The following is a 15,356-nucleotide window of genomic DNA, read 5'->3' as shown; positions in this document are numbered from 1 at the left end:
GGAGTTTCCATGGCGACGTATGCGATGTCAATCGAGCACGAGATGAATGGTCGCCGAACTGCGCGAGAGGCGGCCGGGGGATATGGTGAACCTGTCGTCCGTCGAGCTACTGGGAGGTACGACGATGCCGAACAAGAAGGCGATCAAGGCCGCAGAGAAGGCGTTGGCCGAAGCGAAGAGCGCAGTTTCCGACGCCAGACAAGCCGTCAAGAAGCTCGACAGGAAGACTCGCCGCAAGGCGGACGACCTCAGAGTTGAGCTGAAGAGGGCTGCGAAGTCGGCCAGCAAGTCGATCGAACGCGATGTGCGCACCGCAACGAAGCGCCGCGCCGCGCAGGCCGAGCAGATCACCGTGCGTCGGCTCAGCGCCCGCGCGGAGGGTGGCGCTCCTGCGCGTGACGAGGTCGCTGCCGACGCGTCGACCGGCCCGACCTATCGGGAGCTCCGCGAGCAGGCGAAGGTGAGGGGCATCCGCGGCTACTCGCGAATGGACAAAGCGACCCTCGCGGCGGCGCTCACCACGTCCTGATCGAGCCTCGAGCCACGACCTCCTGCTACTCGGTCGGGGCGGGAACGGCCGCGTCGCGGACTTCGGCAAGGGCGCTTCTGACGGCTCCGATCGTCTGGTCGACGGCCGTGGCATCCGTGCCCCGATTGCTCACCGAGAAGCGCACGATGGCGCGATCGTGCCATCGTGACGGCGAGGCCCATGCCACGCCGTCCGCGCGAACGCGGTCTGCGAGGGCGAGAGTGAGCGCGTCGTCTTCGGTGGCGACGCAGACCTGGGTGAACACGACGTCGTTCAGCACCTCGAGTCCCGGCGTCGCGGCGAAGCCGTCGGCGAGTCCCCTCGCCGACGCGACGAGCCCGTCGACGAGATCGGCGACGCCGCGGCGACCCAACGCGCGGAGCGTCGCCCAGACCGGGATGCCCCGTGCGCGTCTCGAGAGCTCGGGCGTGTGATCGTAGGGTTCGGCCACAGTGCCCACCTCGGGCAGGTAGGCCGCGTGGATGGCGAGCGCCGCGGCCATCGCCGCTTCATCGGCGACGATCGCGATCCCGCTGTCGTAGGGCACGTTGAGGGTCTTGTGCGCGTCGGTCGCCCATGAATCGGCGGCCTCGTAGCCCGCGACCAGGTGCCGGAGCGAAGGGCTCGCTCCGGCCCAGAGACCGAAGGCACCGTCGATGTGCACCCACGCCCCCGCTGCGTGCGCGACGGCGATCGCTGCGGTGAAGTCGTCGAACGCGCCCGAGTGCACGTCGCCCGCCTGCAGGGCGACGATCGCCGGACCGTCGTCTTCGCCCAGCGCGGCGGCGAGCCCGTCGACGTCGATGCGGCCCTGCGCATCCGCACCGACGGTGCGCGGCAGTCCGAAGCCTGCCATCCGGCCGGCGACGACCATGGAACTGTGCACGGCGTCGCCGGCGAGGAACCGGACGCGCGGGGCGCCCTGCAGTCCGTCCTGTTCGACGTCCCACCCGGCCGCTCGCAGCACGCTCCCGCGCGCCGCAAGCAGGCAGGAGAGGTTGGCCATCGTCGCTCCGGTGACGAACCCCACGCCGGATCCCTCGGGAAGGCCGAGCAGGTCCACCAACCATGCGGCCGCGAGCTCCTCCACGGCGGCTGCACCGGGCGTGGGGGTGCGCGATCCCGTGTTCTGATCCCACGCCGAGACGAGCCAGTCCGCTGCCAGAGCGGCGGGATAGGTGCCGCCGATCACGAATCCGTAGAACCGGGGCGAGGCCATCGCGATGAGGCCGGGTTCGATGGCCGTGGCGAGATGGTCGATGACGGCCGCGGCATCCTGACCCTCGTCGGCGAGTTCGCGGCCGAGTGCGTCCTTGACCTCTTCCACACCCGCGTGGGCGTCGATCGGGCGCTCGGCGATCGAAGCCAGCCAGTCGTGCGTGTGCCTCTCGGCCACGCTCAGCACGTCAGAATACTCGTCGTCGGGCATGGAGTGCTCCCCTCGTACTCCAGGCCCATCTTGCTCCTGGGTCGAGCGTGCGGCAATCGGTGCGTCCGTGATCCGGTCGAGCGGATGCATCATCCATTCGGTGCCGAGCACGGTGGAGACTTGTTATTCAACTGATTCATGACGGGCGTCACGAAAAGCTTGACATTCGGATGACCCTGTTCGACGATGGCACTGTCAACACAGCGCGGTGCCGACCGGACCCCTCGTAGGGGTGCCGACCAGCTCTCCCCTCTCTGCATCGCCTTGGCGACACCCCGCCCACAGTGTCCAGAAAGGCTTGTCAATGAAGAAGAGTCTCGCCGCCATCACCATGGCCGCAGCCGCGATCCTCGCGCTCTCCGCCTGCACCGATTCCGCCAGCCCGACGGCCGCGCCCACCGACGCCGAAGGTGCGGGCGAACTCACGAAGGTCCGCGTCGCCGCGCTTCCCATCGCCGAGACCGGCGCACTGTGGGGCGCGATCGACGCCGGGATCTTCGAGGAGCACGGCCTCGACGTCGAGATCGTCCCGGCACAGGGTGGCGCACAAGCCATCCCCGCGCTGCTCAGCGGCGACATCCAGTTCGCCATCGGACAGCCCTTCGGTCCCTTCCGCGCCGACATCCAAGACCTCGGTGTGACCGTCATCAGCAACTACGCGAGCTCGCTCGCCGAGGGTGATGACGTCAACGCGGTGGTCTCGCTGGCCGACTCGGGCATCACGCGGCCGAGCGACCTCGCCGGCAAGCGCGTCTCGGTCAACAGCCTGGGAGCCGCCGGTGACGTGACCATCATGAAGGCCGTCGAGGACGACGGCGGAGACCCCTCGACGATCGAGTTCATCGAGGTCGCATTCCCCGACGCACAGGCACAGCTCGATGCCAAGAACATCGACGCCGCCTGGGTGCCCGACCCGTTCATGTCGCAGATCACCGGCGCCGGCGGGAACCTCGTCGTGCACCCATACCAGGCCACGATCCCCGGCTTGCCGCTGCTCGTGAACATCACCACGCAGGAGCTCATCGATTCGGATCCCGACCTCGTGGCCGATTACGCCGCGGCCATGACGGAGGCGCTCGACTGGGCGGCCGCCAACGAGGACGCGGTCCGCGCTGCGATCGTCGAGAACATGGGCATCCCTGAGGAGGCCGCGGCCGGCATCACCCTGCCCGAGTTCACGGCCGAAGTGAACGTCGACGCTCTCGAGCAGCTCGCCGGGCTCGCTGTGGAGTTCGGTGTTCTCGATGCCGAGCCCGACCTCGACCGGCTCATCCAGCAGCAATAGGCGATGATGCCGGATGCCTCGGACGTCGAGGCATCCGGCAGCGCCCACTCCTCCGCCCCGCCCCGCCCCGACCCGCCCCGACCCGACCGGAAGGCATCATGGCTCCCTCCTCGACCCGTGCCGTTCGCACGACGCGCAAGCTCGCGCTCGGAACGGCCGGCATCGTCGGATTCCTGCTCGCCTGGCAGCTCATCCCAGCGCTCGGCATCATCAGCCCCCAATACCTGCCGTACGCGACGGACACCCTGGCTCGCCTGGGTGAGGAGTTCCGCGACCTCGAGTTCTGGCGCAACGTCGGACGGACGATGCTCGCGTGGTTCCTCGGCCTGATGATCGCGAGCGTCGCGGCGACCGCGCTGGGCACGATCATCGGACTCGTCCCCTTCCTCCGGCGCGCCACCCACACGACCGTGGAGTTCCTGCGTCCGATCCCGTCAGTCGCACTGATCCCGCTCGCCATCCTCATCTACGGGATCCAGCTTCAGGCGGCGCTCGTGATCATCGTCTTCGCATCCTTCTGGCAGATGTTCGTGCAGGTGCTCTACGGCGTCGCCGACGTCGATGCCGTCGCGCGCGACACCGCCCGCAGCTTCGCGCTGTCGCGTTCCGAGCGAGTGCGGTACCTCATCCTGCCCACGGCGCTGCCGTACCTCATGACGGGGCTGCGGCTCGCGGCATCCGTCGCCCTCATCCTCGCCGTCACCGCGGAGATGGTCATCAGCAACCCGGGGCTCGGGCGGATGATCGTGCACTCCCAGTCTGCATCCGACTGGGTCGGGGTGTACGCCCTCGTGATCGTCACCGGCCTGCTCGGCCTGGCCGTCAACCTCGGCTTCCGCCTCATCGAACGGAGATCCCTGTCGTGGCATCAATCCGTGCGAGGGGAGATCGTGCTGTGACCCTCTACACGAGCACCATCAGGCTGCCGCGCCAGCGTTCGCACGCGTGGAAGCGCCTCGGCGAGAGCACTCTCTTCGCCATCGGCTTCCCCTTCCTGCTGTTGGTGATCTGGGCCGCATGGTCCACCGCTGCCCCGGCGACATTCTTCCCGAGCCCCGTGATCATCGCCCAGGCGTTCGTCGACACCTGGATCGGTCCGGCGTTCGTGACCGACGTGCTCCCGAGCCTCGGCCGCCTCGCCTTGGGCATCATCCTCTCGATCGTCATCGGCATCACGGCAGGGACGCTCATCGGCCTCGTGCGATGGCTGCGCGAACTCCTCGAGCCGCTCCTGGAGTTCTTCCGGGCGATCCCGCCGCCGGTGCTGATCCCCGTGGCGATGCTCCTCCTCGGCATCACCGACACGATGAAGGTCGTGGTGATCGTCGCCGGCGCGGTGTGGCCCGTGCTGCTCAACACGATCGAGGGCGTGCGCTCGACCGACAGCGTCATGACCGAGACCGCCCGCTCGTTCGCGATCACTCGCGCCGAGCGGCTGCGCTACCTCGTGCTGCCGGCAGCGAGCCCCCGGATCATGGCCGGAGTGCGCCAGACGCTCTCGGTCGCCCTGATCCTCATGGTGATCTCGGAGATGTTCGCGTCATCCTCAGGCCTCGGCTATCGGATCACCTATTTCCAGCGCAACTACCTCATCGCCGAGATGTGGAGCGGCATCGTGCTGCTCGGACTCATCGGGGTGTTGCTCGCCGCCGTCTTCAGCATCGTCGAGAAGCGCGTACTGCGCTGGTACCACGGAATCAAGGAGGTCGAACGTGCGTGAAACGCTGCTCCAGGTGGAGCACCTGAAGAAGGTCTACGAGTCCTCCACGGGCAACGTCGAGGCCATCGGAGACATCAGCTTCTCGATGAGCGCCGGAGAGCTCGTCTGCATCGTCGGCCCCTCGGGGTGCGGCAAGACGACCCTGCTCAAGTGCATCGCCGGGCTGCTGCGCTCGACCGGCGGCACCGTCGAGCTCGACGGCAAGCGGGTCACCGGGCCGCCGCCCAACATGGCGCTCGTGTTCCAGGAGTACGGCAGGAGCCTCTATCCGTGGCTCACCGTTCGAGGCAACGTCGAGCTGCCGCTCAAGCACAAGAAGCTCTCTCGCGTCGAACGAGACCAGCTCATCGACGACGCTCTCGAGGCGGTCGGACTCGAGCAGGCCGCCAAGAGCTATCCGTGGCAGCTCTCGGGCGGCATGCAGCAGCGCGTGGCGATCGCCCGGGCGGTGGCGTACCAGCCCGAGGTGCTCATCATGGACGAACCGTTCGCCGCGGTCGATGCGCAGACCCGCGCCGACCTCGAAGACCTCGTGCGGCGCCTTCACCTCGAGCGCGGGATGTCGATCCTCTTCGTCACTCACGACATCGATGAGTCGGTGTATCTTGGCGAGCGCGTCATCGTGCTCTCGAAGTCGCCGACCTGGGTGCAGGAGGACCTCACGATCGACCTCGCTCCCGAGCGAGACCAGATCACCACGCGCGCACTGCCCCGCTTCACCGAGTTGCGCACGCACGTGTACGAGCAGGTGCAGCGTGCCAAGCGCGGGCAGGCTGTGCGGCCGGCCGCCTGACCGAGAGCGACCGGTCTCGAGAGGAAGAGCATGCGAAGCCGTCAGCCGAAGCAGTTGCTCCTGGCCTTCTTCGGCGAGCACGTCGTCGAGCAGGACGCGCTGCCCATCCGGGCGGGTGTGCTGATCGAGGTGCTCGAGGGCGCCGGCGTGGCGGCACCGGCGACGAGGGCGACCCTCGATCGGATGGTGCGCCGAGGACTCCTCTCCCGCGAGCGCCGCGGACGCGAGATCCTCTTCACCCTCACGAGCGAGGGCAGCGCGGTGCTGCACGAGGCCACCGAGCGCGTTCGCGGCCCGCGTCCGTTCGAGCCCCACGGCAGCGGATGGACCCTCGTGACGTTCTCAGTGCCCGAGAACCAGCGCACGTTGCGGCACCGACTGAGGTCGGCACTCACCTGGGAGGGTTTCGCGCCGCTGCGCGACGGACTGTGGCTCGCGCCCGGTGAAGTGGACCTGCAGTCTGCGCTCGAGCCGCTGCAGGCCGACCTCCCGCCGGGAGCCGTCACCGCGTTCCACGCGCGAGAGCTGCCCGGGTTCGCGATGGCCGACAACGTGCGGGCGGCGTGGGACATCGACCGGATCCGCGACGAGCACCTCTCGTTCATCGAGACGTGGAGCGATCCTGCCACCTCGGCGGAGGCGGGCAGCGCACTGTCCGCGCAGACGATGCTCGTCGCGGACTGGCTCGAGCTCCTGCGGGCCGACCCCCGCCTTCCTCGCGACTTCATGAACGACGATTGGCCGGCCGACCGCTCGTTCGAGGTCTATTGGACCTGTCGGCGCGCCCTCGAGGAGGCCGCCGCCGCACAGTTCGCGGCGCTCGCCGACGTCAGCCCCCGAAGCGCGCCCGCAGATCAGCCTTTCGCACCTTCCCTGATGCCGTCCGCGGCAGCTCGTCGACGATGACGACGTTCTTGGGCACCTTGTAGCGGGCGATCTTCCCGTCGAGGTGTGCCTGAACGGTTTCGGCGGTGACGGATGCCCCGGGCTGCACGGTGAGCACGGCCCACGGCACTTCGCCCCACTGCTCGTCGGGAACTCCGATCACGGCCACCCCGGTGACGCCGTCGATGTCGTTGACGAGGTTCTCGATCTCGGCGGGGTAGATGTTCTCACCGCCCGAGATGATCATGTCCTTCAGCCGGTCGGAGATGTACAGGTAGCCGTCGGCGTCGAGGTATCCCATGTCGCCCGAGCGGAACCAGCCGTCGGGCGTGAAGGCTGCGGCGTTCGCCTCAGGGAGGTTCAGGTAGCCCGGGAATACGTTCGGGCCCGCGATCTCGATCTCCCCCACCGTGCCGCGCGGCACCATCGCTCCATGCTCGTCGGCGATGCGGACGTCGGTGAAGAAGTGCGGCAGGCCCACACTCCCCTGCTTGGCGCGCGTCATCGACGGGGGCAGCGACGTCGCGCCCGGCGAGGTCTCGGTCATGCCGTAGCCCTGCGAGAACGACAGCCCGCGCTCCTCGTATGCATTGAGGATGCGCGTGGGCACCGCGGACCCTCCGCAGGTGAGCTTCGCGAGCGTGCTCAGGTCGGTGCTCTTCCAATTCGGGTGGTCGGCCAGCAACTGGTAGGTGGTCGGAACCCCGCTCAGCATGGTCACGCCATGCCGCTCGATGAGCTCGAGGGCGCGCGCCGGATCGAAGCTCTTCTCGAGCACGATCGTGGCGCCCTTGAGGATCACGGGAAGGGCTCCCATGCCGAGCGACGCAGCGTGGAAGAGGGGCGAGATCATGAGAGCGACATCGGTCGAGACGACGTCGTAGTCGACGAGGCTGTTGATCGCCACCCACGTGAGGTTCTCGTGCGTCAACACGGCGCCCTTCGCCTTGCCGGTGGTGCCCGAGGTGTAGAGGATCGCGGCGGGGTCGTCGAGGAAGACCTCGGCATCGGTGTGCCCTGCACGGGTGAGCCGGAGCAGCTGTGCGAGTCCGGGCGCGTCGGCGTCGCCCTCGCCGGTCGGGATCACGTGCGCGACCTTCGCGCCGGTGACGACGGGAGCGACGCGTCCCGAGAATTCCGGATCATGGATGAGTAGGCGCGCCGCGGAGTCGGTCAGCACGTGGAGGATCTCGGGCGCCGCCAGGCGCGTGTTGATCGGCACGAAGACGGCGCCGAGCTGCGCCGCTCCGAAGAGCACCTCGAGGAACCCCGGGCTGTTCTCACCCAGGTACGCGACGCGGTCCCCCTTGCGGATGCCTCGCTGCCACAGCAGCGCCGACACCCCGTCGGCCCCATCGGCCAACTGGCGATAGGTCACGTCGGAGCCGTCGAAGACGAGAGCGGTCTTGTCGGGCGATTTGAGGCGCCGCTTGGCCATCCAGGCGCCGAGTCCGTGATTGTGCATCGTCGTCTCTTCGTTGAGCGTTCGGGTGTGCGGGGGGTCGTGCGGGGTCGTGCGGGGTCGTGCGAGTGCCGGCCGCGGCTCAGGCGTAGAAGCGGTACAGCGCGCGCGCGACGACGGCGGGCTTGGTGCCGCCGTCGATCTCGATCGTCTGGTCGACCGTGAGCTGGTAGCCGCCGGCGACCTCGGTCACCTCGGCGATGACGGCGTTCATGCGCACGCGCAAGCCCACCTTGACCGGTGAGATGAAGCGAACCTTGTCGAGGCCGTAGTTGACCTTCGTGCTGACGCCCTCGACGTCGAGCAGGTCGGTCCAGAACTTCACGGCGAGCGACAGGGTGAGGAACCCGTGCGCGATCGGCCCGCCGAACGGTCCGTCCTTCGCGCGCTCGGGGTCGACGTGGATCCACTGGTGATCGCCCGTCGCGTCGGCGAACGTGTTGACGCTCTCCTGCGTGATCTCGAGCCAGTCGGTGAAGCCGAGGTCGGTGCCCACGAGGCCCGGGATATCGGCGTAGGTGGCGGTGGTGGTCATGTTGCTCCTTGTGTGGATGGACGTTATCGGGTGGTCAGGCGAATGCGGAGATGCCGGTGAGTGATCGCCCGACGATGAGCGCGTTGATCTCGTGGGTGCCCTCGTAGGAGTAGACGGCTTCGGCGTCGGCGAAGAACCGCGCGACATCGTGCTCGAGCAGGATCCCGTTGCCGCCCACGACCTCGCGAGCGAGGGCCACGGTCTCGCGGGCGCGAAGCGAGGTCCACATCTTCGCCAATGCCGAGTCCTCGTCGGCGAGGTCGCCGGCGTCTTCGCGCCTCGACAACTGCACGACCATCGCGAGCGAGGCGGTGACGTTGCCGAGCATGCGGGCGAGCTTCTCCTGGACCAGTTGGAATCCGCCGATCGGCCGGCCGAACTGTTCCCGCTGTCGCACGTAGGCGCAGGCCGCCTCGAGGGCGCCGGCCTGGATGCCGGTGGCGATCCATGCCACATCGGATCGCATGGCGCGCAGGAGCCCGGCGACGTCGCGCCACGAGTCGATGCGCTGGAGGCGGGATGCCTCGGGCACACGCACCCCGTCGAGGGTAATGACCGAGTTCTGCATCGGCCGAAGGGAGACCTTGCCGCGAATCGTCTCGAGCGTGACTCCTGCAGCTGTGCGGTCGACGAGGAAGGCCCGCACGTGAGCGTCATCGGTGCTGCGGGCGAACACGGCGAGCACATCGGCGGTCTGGGCCCCGCCGATCCAGCGCTTGCGCCCGTCGAGCACCCACTCGTCGCCCACTCGGGTTGCGGTGGTCTCCAGCCCGCCGGCGATGTCGCTGCCGTGCTCGGGCTCGGTGAGGGCGAAGGCGCCCTTCAGTTCGAACGACCGGATCAGGGGGTCGAGCGCTGCGGTCTGTTCGGGCGAGCCGCCCTGCGTGATCGTCGTGCGGAAGAGCCCGGACTGGGCGTTGTAGAGGGTCGCGACCGAGGCATCCGTCTTGGCGAGCACGAAGTTCCGGAAGCCCGCGAAGAGGCTCGACCCGGCCTCCTCGGCGGACACCTCATCGGGTTCCATGAGGTTCAGCGGCACGAGCGCCTCGAGCACCGCGCCGGGCATCGTCGCCGTCTCCCACGCGTCGGCGAGGAGGGGGCGGATGTCTCGATCGAGCACCGTCTGCAGGTGCGCGAGCGCCCGGCGGGCGGCAGGGCTCAGGTGCTCTGCGAAGCCGTAGGGGTCGGAGGGATCGCGGGGATTCACGATGAGTCCGAGCTCGCGAGCCCCAGCAGGCGCGCGGCATTGTGCTTCATGATGCCGGGCATGACCTCGGGTTTGAGGGCCGTCTGCTCGGCATCCCGGATCCAGCGGTCGGGCAGCAGGAGCGGGAAGTCGGATCCGAAGAGCACCCGGCTCTTGAGGACCGAATTCGCGTAACGCACGAGCTCGGCCGGGAAGTACTTCGGGCTCCAGCCCGACAGGTCGATCCACGTGTTGTGCTTGTGCGTCGCGACCGCCAGCGCCTCGTCCTGCCAGGGCACCGAGGGGTGGGCCATGATGATCTGCAGCTCGGGGAAGTCGGCGGCGACCGGGTCGAGGAGGATCGGATTCGAGAGGCCGAGCCGGAAGCCGTACCCCCCTGGCATGCCCGCACCGATGCCGGTCTGGCCCGTGTGGAAGAGCGCAGGCACGCCGAGCCGCTCGATCGCGGCGTAGAGCGGGTAATACGTCTCGTCGCTCGGGTCGAAGCCCTGCACGGTGGGGTGGAACTTGAAGCCGCGAACCCCGCTGTCTTCGACGAGACGCCGGGCATCGTCGACCGCCGCGGCTCCCCGGAGCGGATCGACCGACCCGAACGGGATGAGCACGTCGTTGTTGCGCGCGGCGCCCTCGGCGATCTCCACCGAGGAGATCGACGGATGCCCCAGGCGCGTGCCGGCGTCGACGGTGAAGATCACGGCGGCCATGTGGCGCTCGCGGTAGTACGCGGCGACGCTGTCGAGGTCGGGCCGGGGGCCGTCGGTGCTGAAGTACCTGCTCGCCGCCTCCACGAGCTCGGGCGGGAGCGACGAGTGCCCGTGATCGTCGACCTCGATGTGCACGTGCATATCGATGGCGTCGAGCGAATCGACGTCGATGGCGGGCTCGTAACGGGTCATGGGGCGGATGCCTCGGCTCAGGCGCTCGCGGCGGGTCGCTGCAGGTCGTCGGGGAGCGCCGGGAAGCTCTCGCCGACCGACTGGAGCTCGCCGCCGAACTCCGTGTCGAAGTCGGCTGCGAGCGCGTCGTAGGTCCAGCCGCCCTCGCGGTACGCCGTGACGACGGGCTCGGGGTGCGACCAGAGCTGGAGGCGGTCGCCGCCGACGCCGAGCGCCTGCCCGGTCACGCCGGCCGCGGCATCCGACGCCAGGTAGGCGATGAGCCCCGCGACGTCGTCGGACGTGCCGAACCCGAGGTCGTGGCGGAAGAAGGCCGGCATCGGCTCGCCCTTCGCGTCGGCCTCGACCGCTGCGGCGAAGTACGGGACGGTGGCCGTCATGGCCGTGGCGGCGACGGGGATCACCGCGTTCGCCGTGATGCCCGCGCGCTTCAACTCGAGCGCCCACGTGCGCACCATGCCCACGATGCCCGCCTTGGCGGCGGCGTAGTTCGTCTGGCCGAAATTGCCGCGCTGGCCGGTGGGCGAGCCGATGCAGATGATGCGACCGCCCTCGCCCTGTTCGCGGAGGCGGATCGCCGCCTCGCGCACGCACGTGAACGTGCCCCGCAGGTGCACGCCGATCACGGTGTCGAAGTCGTCGTCGCTCATCTTCCACAGCACGGTGTCGCGCAGCACGCCGGCGTTCGTGACGAGGATGTCGAGGCGACCGAAGTGCTCGACGGCGGCGGCGACGAGCGCCTTGGCGGTCTCGGTGGATCCGACCGCGGCGACGACGGCGACCGCTTTGCCGCCTTCGGCCTCGATCGATGCGACGGCCGAGGCCGCCGTCTGCTCATCGACGTCGTTCACGACGACGGATGCGCCCTGACGGGCGAGCTCGGCGGCGTACGCGAGGCCGAGCCCGCGACCCGACCCTGTGACGATGGCGACTTTGCCGTTCAGCGACATACGGGAACTCCTTCGTGTCAGTCTCCATTACACCGAAGATCGTTGAGAATGTCAATGATTGCGATCTTCACGCTCTGATAGCATCATCCTCATGCCACCCTCGGCGCCCGACTCCGCACTACCCGATCCGCGCCTGGCGGACTCGGCGCTCGCCGACGATCCCATCTTCCTGCTGGCGCGTGCGAGCGCACTGGCGATCGCGGCCGGAAACGCGAGTCTCGCCGAGCACGGCCTGAAGGCGCGGTCGTATGCGGTGCTGGCGCTCGCCGCGAGCGACGCCCGCCCCACCCAGCGCGAACTGGCCGAGTTCCTTCGGCTCGATCCGAGCCAGGTCGTCGCCCTGGTCGACGGCCTGCAGGCGCGCGGCCTCGTGCGGCGCGAGCCCGATCCGTCGGATCGGCGCGCCAACGTCGTCGTCATCACCGACGACGGACGCGACATGTTCGCCCGGGCCCGCATCTCCGCGCACGCCGTCGAGCAGCAGCTCCACAGCGCGCTCGGCGACGAGAGCCGGGAACGCGTCATGGAGCTGCTGCGCGCGCTGGCCTTCCCCGAGTGAAGTGCGGGCTCAGACGCGCTCGAACACCGCCGCGAGGGCCTGCCCGCCGCCGATGCACATCGTCTCGAGCGCCAGTGAGCCGTCGAGTGCCGGCAGCTCGTGCGCGAGCGTCGCGAGCATCCGGATGCCGGTCGCGCCGATCGGGTGGCCGATCGAGATTCCGCTGCCACGCGGGTTGAGCCGAGGGTCCTCGGCGTCGACGCCCCAGTCGGCGAGGCATGCCAGCACCTGCACGGCGAACGCCTCGTTGAGCTCGACCACGTCGAGGTCGGCGAAGCGGATGCCGGCGCGCTCGAGCGCGAGGTTCGCCGCGGGAACCGGCGCGATGCCGAAGCGCCGCGGGTCGACCCCGGCGACCGCCCACGAGCGCAGCCGCAGCATCGGCACGAGGCCGAGCACAGCCGCAGACTCGGGGGTCGTGACGATGCACGCCGCGGCCGCGTCGTTCTGCCCGCTCGAGTTGCCGGCGGTGACGGTGGCAGCGGCATCCGATCGCAGGAGCACCGGACGGAGACCGGCGAGCGCGTCGAGTGAGGTGTCGGCACGCGGGTGCTCGTCGCGGTCGACGATGGTGCTGCCGCGGCGGCCGGGAACTTCGACCGGCACGAGCTCGGTGTCGAATGCCACCGACTCCTGCGCAGCGACCGCGCGCTGGTGCGAGCGTAGGGCGAGCGCGTCCTGCGCCTCTCGCGTGATGCCGTACTCGGCACGCAGCGTCTCGGCGGTTCCGACGTTGCCCTCGGGAGTCGGGTAGTCGCGGCCGCCGACCGTCTCGCGCCCGCGGGCGAGGGCATCGCGCAGGAGCAGGCCGCCGTTCGGGATGCCGCGACGCCCGTCGACCGTGTAGAGCGGGGCGTTCGACATCGACTCGACGCCGAGCGCGACGACGACGTCGCTCACGCCCGTTTGCACCTCCATCGCCGCGTTCAGCACGGCCTGGAGTCCCGAGCCGCAGCGGCGATCGAGCTGGTAGCCGGTGGTCGTCACCGGGAACCCGGCGTCGAGCGCGGCGACTCGTCCGATCGCGGGCGCCTCCATGGTCGGATAGCCCTGTGCGCCGATGACCCCGTCGACGCGCGCAGGATCGACGCCGCTGCGTTCGACGAGCGCGCGCAGCACCGTCGTCGCGAGTTCGAGCGCCGACACCGGGGCGAGCGCGCCGCCCATCCGCCCCACCGGCGTGCGCAGCGGGGAGCAGATGACGACCTCGCGCAGCTCGTTCATGCGCCGACCCCCTCAAGCGCCGGGTCGATCGCGAGCGGGGCGCCCGTGGCATCCGTCACCTCGGCGATCGTGACCCCGGGGGCGAGTTCGCGCAGCACGAGCCCGGCGTCGGTCACGTCGATGACCGCGAGGTCGGTGATGATGCGGTCGATGCACGCGCGGCCGGTGAGGGGCAGGGTGCACTGCTCGACGAGCTTGGCCGAGCCGTCTTTCGCGACGTGCTCCATGACCACGATCACCCGTGCGGCGCCGTTCACGAGATCCATGGCGCCGCCCATGCCCTTCACCATCTTGCCGGGCACGGCCCAATTGGCGATGTCGCCGCCGGCCGATACCTGCATGGCCCCGAGCACGGCCGTGGCGACGCGACCACCGCGGATCATGCCGAAGCTCGCGGCCGAGTCGAAGTAGCTCGCGCCGGGCAGCACGGTGACGGTCTCCTTGCCGGCGTTGATGAGCTTCGGGTCCTCTTCGCCCTCCCATGGATAGGGTCCGACGCCGAGGATGCCGTTCTCGGAGTGCAGCACCACGTGCACGCCGTCGGGCAGGTGATTCGGGATGAGCGTGGGCAGGCCGATGCCGAGGTTCACGTACGTGCCGTCTTCGAGCTCGGCCGCAGCGCGGGCGGCCATCTCGTCGCGAGTGCGGGGCATCAGGCGTCCTCTCCGGATGCCGCGGGCCGGGGCCGCACGGTGACCTTCTCGATCGGCAGCTCGGTCGCCTGCTCCCGGGTGAGCTCGATCACGCGGTCGACGTAGATGCCGGGCAGGTGGATGTCGTCGGGATCGAGCACCCCGGGCTCGACGAGCTCGTCGACCTCGGCGATCGTGAGGCGGCCGGCCATGCCCGCGAGCGGGTTGAAGTTGCGGGCCGACTTCTCGAAGCGGAGGTTGCCGTGCCGGTCGCCGACAGCGGCGCGCACGAGGCCGTAGTCGGTGTGGATCGCCTGCTCGAGCACGTACTCCCGGGTGCGGCCGAAGGCGTCGAACGGGCGCAGCTCCTTGGGGACGGATGCCTCGGCGACGGTGCCGTCGGGCGCGTACCGGATCGGCATGCCGCCGTCGGAGACCGCGGTGCCGGCGCCCGTCGCCGTGTAGAACGCCGGAATTCCGACGCCACCCGCGCGCAGCCGCTCGGCGAGCGTGCCCTGTGGCGTGAGCTCGACCTCGACCTCGCCGCTCAGGTACTGGCGGGCGAACTCCTTGTTCTCGCCGATGTAGCTCGCGATCACCCGGCGGATGCGACCGGCGGCGAGCAGCTCGCCGAGCCCCCATCCGTCGACGCCGCAGTTGTTCGACACGACCTCGAGGCCGCTCGTGCCGCGTGCGAGCAGTGCCCGGATCAGCACGATCGGCACGCCCGACAGCCCGAAGCCGCCGACGGCGAGCGAGGCGCCGTCGGGGATGTCGGCGACGGCCTCGGCCGCGCTCGAGAAGGTCTTATCCACCGTGGTTCTCCTCGTGATCTTCGGTGTCGGTGCTCGCGTCGAGTTCGGCGAATACCTCGCGCGCGATGCCGAGGGCGGTGTTGGCCGCCGGCAGGCCCGCGTAGAGCGCCGTGTGCAGCATCACCTCGGCGATCTCGGCCGTGGTGAGCCCGTTGCGCAGTGCCGCGCGCACATGCATCCGGATCTCGGCCTCGTGACCGCCCGTGACGAGCGACGCGAGGGTGGCGATCGACCGCTCCCGGCGGCTCAGCTGCTCGCGCGCCCAGATCTCGCCCCACGCGTACCTCGTGATGAAGTCCTGGAAGGCGGCCGTCTCGGGGGTGATGGCGGCGGTCGCGGCATCGACGTGCGCGTCGCCGAGCACGGCGCGGCGCACGGCCATGCCGGTGGCGCGGGCCTCAGCCCGCCCGGCGCCGCCTGCGTCGGTGTCGGCGA

The 15,356-nt window shown here is 69.5% G+C and carries 17 protein-coding genes; 7 read left to right on the top strand and 10 right to left on the bottom strand.

The genetic code is table 11. The annotated features are described in order from the left end of the window. Positions 1-46: 46 nt before the first annotated feature. Positions 47-529 (top strand): hypothetical protein, encoded by a 483-nt coding sequence (locus tag ESP51_RS16460; RefSeq protein ID WP_241843220.1) that lies wholly within the window; start codon positions 47-49, stop codon positions 527-529. 25 nt (positions 530-554) lie between these two features. Here the strand turns inward: ESP51_RS16460 and ESP51_RS16455 are convergent, their stop codons facing one another. Further along, positions 555-1,958, bottom strand: coding sequence for a pyridoxal phosphate-dependent decarboxylase family protein (locus ESP51_RS16455; protein WP_129521985.1), 1,404 nt, complete (start codon positions 1,956-1,958; stop codon positions 555-557). A 304-nt stretch (positions 1,959-2,262) separates the two neighbouring features. Here ESP51_RS16455 and ESP51_RS16450 point away from each other — a divergent pair, with 304 nt between their 5' ends. The 5 genes from ESP51_RS16450 (at position 2,263) to ESP51_RS16430 (ending at position 6,662) form a co-directional block, all read left to right on the top strand. Beyond that, positions 2,263-3,243 (top strand): ABC transporter substrate-binding protein, encoded by a 981-nt coding sequence (locus ESP51_RS16450; protein WP_129521984.1) that lies wholly within the window; start codon positions 2,263-2,265, stop codon positions 3,241-3,243. 98 nt (positions 3,244-3,341) lie between these two features. Continuing rightward, positions 3,342-4,142 carry an ABC transporter permease gene (locus tag ESP51_RS16445; protein ID WP_129521983.1) on the top strand — a complete coding sequence of 267 codons (801 nt, stop codon included), beginning with the start codon at positions 3,342-3,344 and terminating at the stop codon, positions 4,140-4,142. Beyond that, a complete protein-coding gene (locus tag ESP51_RS16440) occupies positions 4,139-4,963 on the top strand; it encodes an ABC transporter permease (protein WP_129521982.1) in 825 nt (274 codons plus the stop codon). The genes ESP51_RS16445 and ESP51_RS16440 overlap by 4 nt, the downstream gene beginning before the upstream one ends. Continuing rightward, entirely contained in the window at positions 4,956-5,756 is an 801-nt protein-coding gene (locus ESP51_RS16435; RefSeq protein WP_129521981.1) for an ABC transporter ATP-binding protein, read from the top strand. Before ESP51_RS16440 ends, ESP51_RS16435 begins: the two co-directional genes overlap by 8 nt. Positions 5,757-5,786: 30 nt before the next feature. After that, positions 5,787-6,662 (top strand): PaaX family transcriptional regulator, encoded by an 876-nt coding sequence (locus ESP51_RS16430; protein ID WP_129521980.1) that lies wholly within the window; start codon positions 5,787-5,789, stop codon positions 6,660-6,662. Here ESP51_RS16430 and ESP51_RS16425 read toward each other — a convergent pair. The 5 genes from ESP51_RS16425 to ESP51_RS16405 all read right to left on the bottom strand — a co-directional run bounded on the left by ESP51_RS16425 (position 6,586) and on the right by ESP51_RS16405 (position 11,691). Then, positions 6,586-8,106: an acyl-CoA synthetase gene (locus tag ESP51_RS16425; protein ID WP_129521979.1), complete on the bottom strand. Its 1,521-nt coding sequence runs from the start codon at positions 8,104-8,106 to the stop codon at positions 6,586-6,588. The two genes, ESP51_RS16430 and ESP51_RS16425, sit on opposite strands and share 77 nt — an antisense overlap. A 79-nt stretch (positions 8,107-8,185) precedes the next feature. Further along, on the bottom strand, positions 8,186-8,638 hold the full coding sequence (locus tag ESP51_RS16420; RefSeq protein WP_129521978.1) for a MaoC family dehydratase: 453 nt from the start codon (positions 8,636-8,638) through the stop codon (positions 8,186-8,188). 34 nt (positions 8,639-8,672) lie between these two features. Next, positions 8,673-9,845, bottom strand: coding sequence for an acyl-CoA dehydrogenase family protein (locus ESP51_RS16415; protein WP_241843219.1), 1,173 nt, complete (start codon positions 9,843-9,845; stop codon positions 8,673-8,675). Beyond that, positions 9,842-10,741, bottom strand: coding sequence for an amidohydrolase family protein (locus ESP51_RS16410; protein WP_129521977.1), 900 nt, complete (start codon positions 10,739-10,741; stop codon positions 9,842-9,844). Before ESP51_RS16410 ends, ESP51_RS16415 begins: the two co-directional genes overlap by 4 nt. A gap of 17 nt (positions 10,742-10,758) precedes the next feature. Continuing rightward, on the bottom strand, positions 10,759-11,691 hold the full coding sequence (locus tag ESP51_RS16405) for an SDR family oxidoreductase (protein ID WP_129521976.1): 933 nt from the start codon (positions 11,689-11,691) through the stop codon (positions 10,759-10,761). Positions 11,692-11,782: 91 nt separating this feature from the next. On the opposite strand from ESP51_RS16405, the gene ESP51_RS16400 reads away from it, so the two are divergent. Beyond that, positions 11,783-12,250 carry a MarR family winged helix-turn-helix transcriptional regulator gene (locus ESP51_RS16400; protein WP_129521975.1) on the top strand — a complete coding sequence of 156 codons (468 nt, stop codon included), beginning with the start codon at positions 11,783-11,785 and terminating at the stop codon, positions 12,248-12,250. 9 nt (positions 12,251-12,259) lie between these two features. Here the strand turns inward: ESP51_RS16400 and ESP51_RS16395 are convergent, their stop codons facing one another. From ESP51_RS16395 to ESP51_RS16380, 4 genes are all read right to left on the bottom strand, one after another. Next, entirely contained in the window at positions 12,260-13,474 is a 1,215-nt protein-coding gene (locus ESP51_RS16395; RefSeq protein WP_206737333.1) for an acetyl-CoA C-acetyltransferase, read from the bottom strand. Continuing rightward, positions 13,471-14,127 (bottom strand): CoA transferase subunit B, encoded by a 657-nt coding sequence (locus ESP51_RS16390; protein ID WP_129521974.1) that lies wholly within the window; start codon positions 14,125-14,127, stop codon positions 13,471-13,473. Before ESP51_RS16390 ends, ESP51_RS16395 begins: the two co-directional genes overlap by 4 nt. Next, on the bottom strand, positions 14,127-14,921 hold the full coding sequence (locus ESP51_RS16385) for a CoA transferase subunit A (RefSeq protein ID WP_129521973.1): 795 nt from the start codon (positions 14,919-14,921) through the stop codon (positions 14,127-14,129). Before ESP51_RS16385 ends, ESP51_RS16390 begins: the two co-directional genes overlap by 1 nt. Continuing rightward, the coding region (locus tag ESP51_RS16380; RefSeq protein WP_422386858.1) for a carboxymuconolactone decarboxylase family protein at positions 14,914-15,356 on the bottom strand (443 nt) is incomplete at its 5' end. The genes ESP51_RS16385 and ESP51_RS16380, both read right to left, overlap by 8 nt.

Origin of the sequence: Agromyces albus, assembly GCF_004134825.1 — a bacterium.
GTDB lineage: Bacteria > Actinomycetota > Actinomycetes > Actinomycetales > Microbacteriaceae > Agromyces > Agromyces albus.
This window is presented reverse-complemented; position numbering and strand designations above follow the sequence as displayed.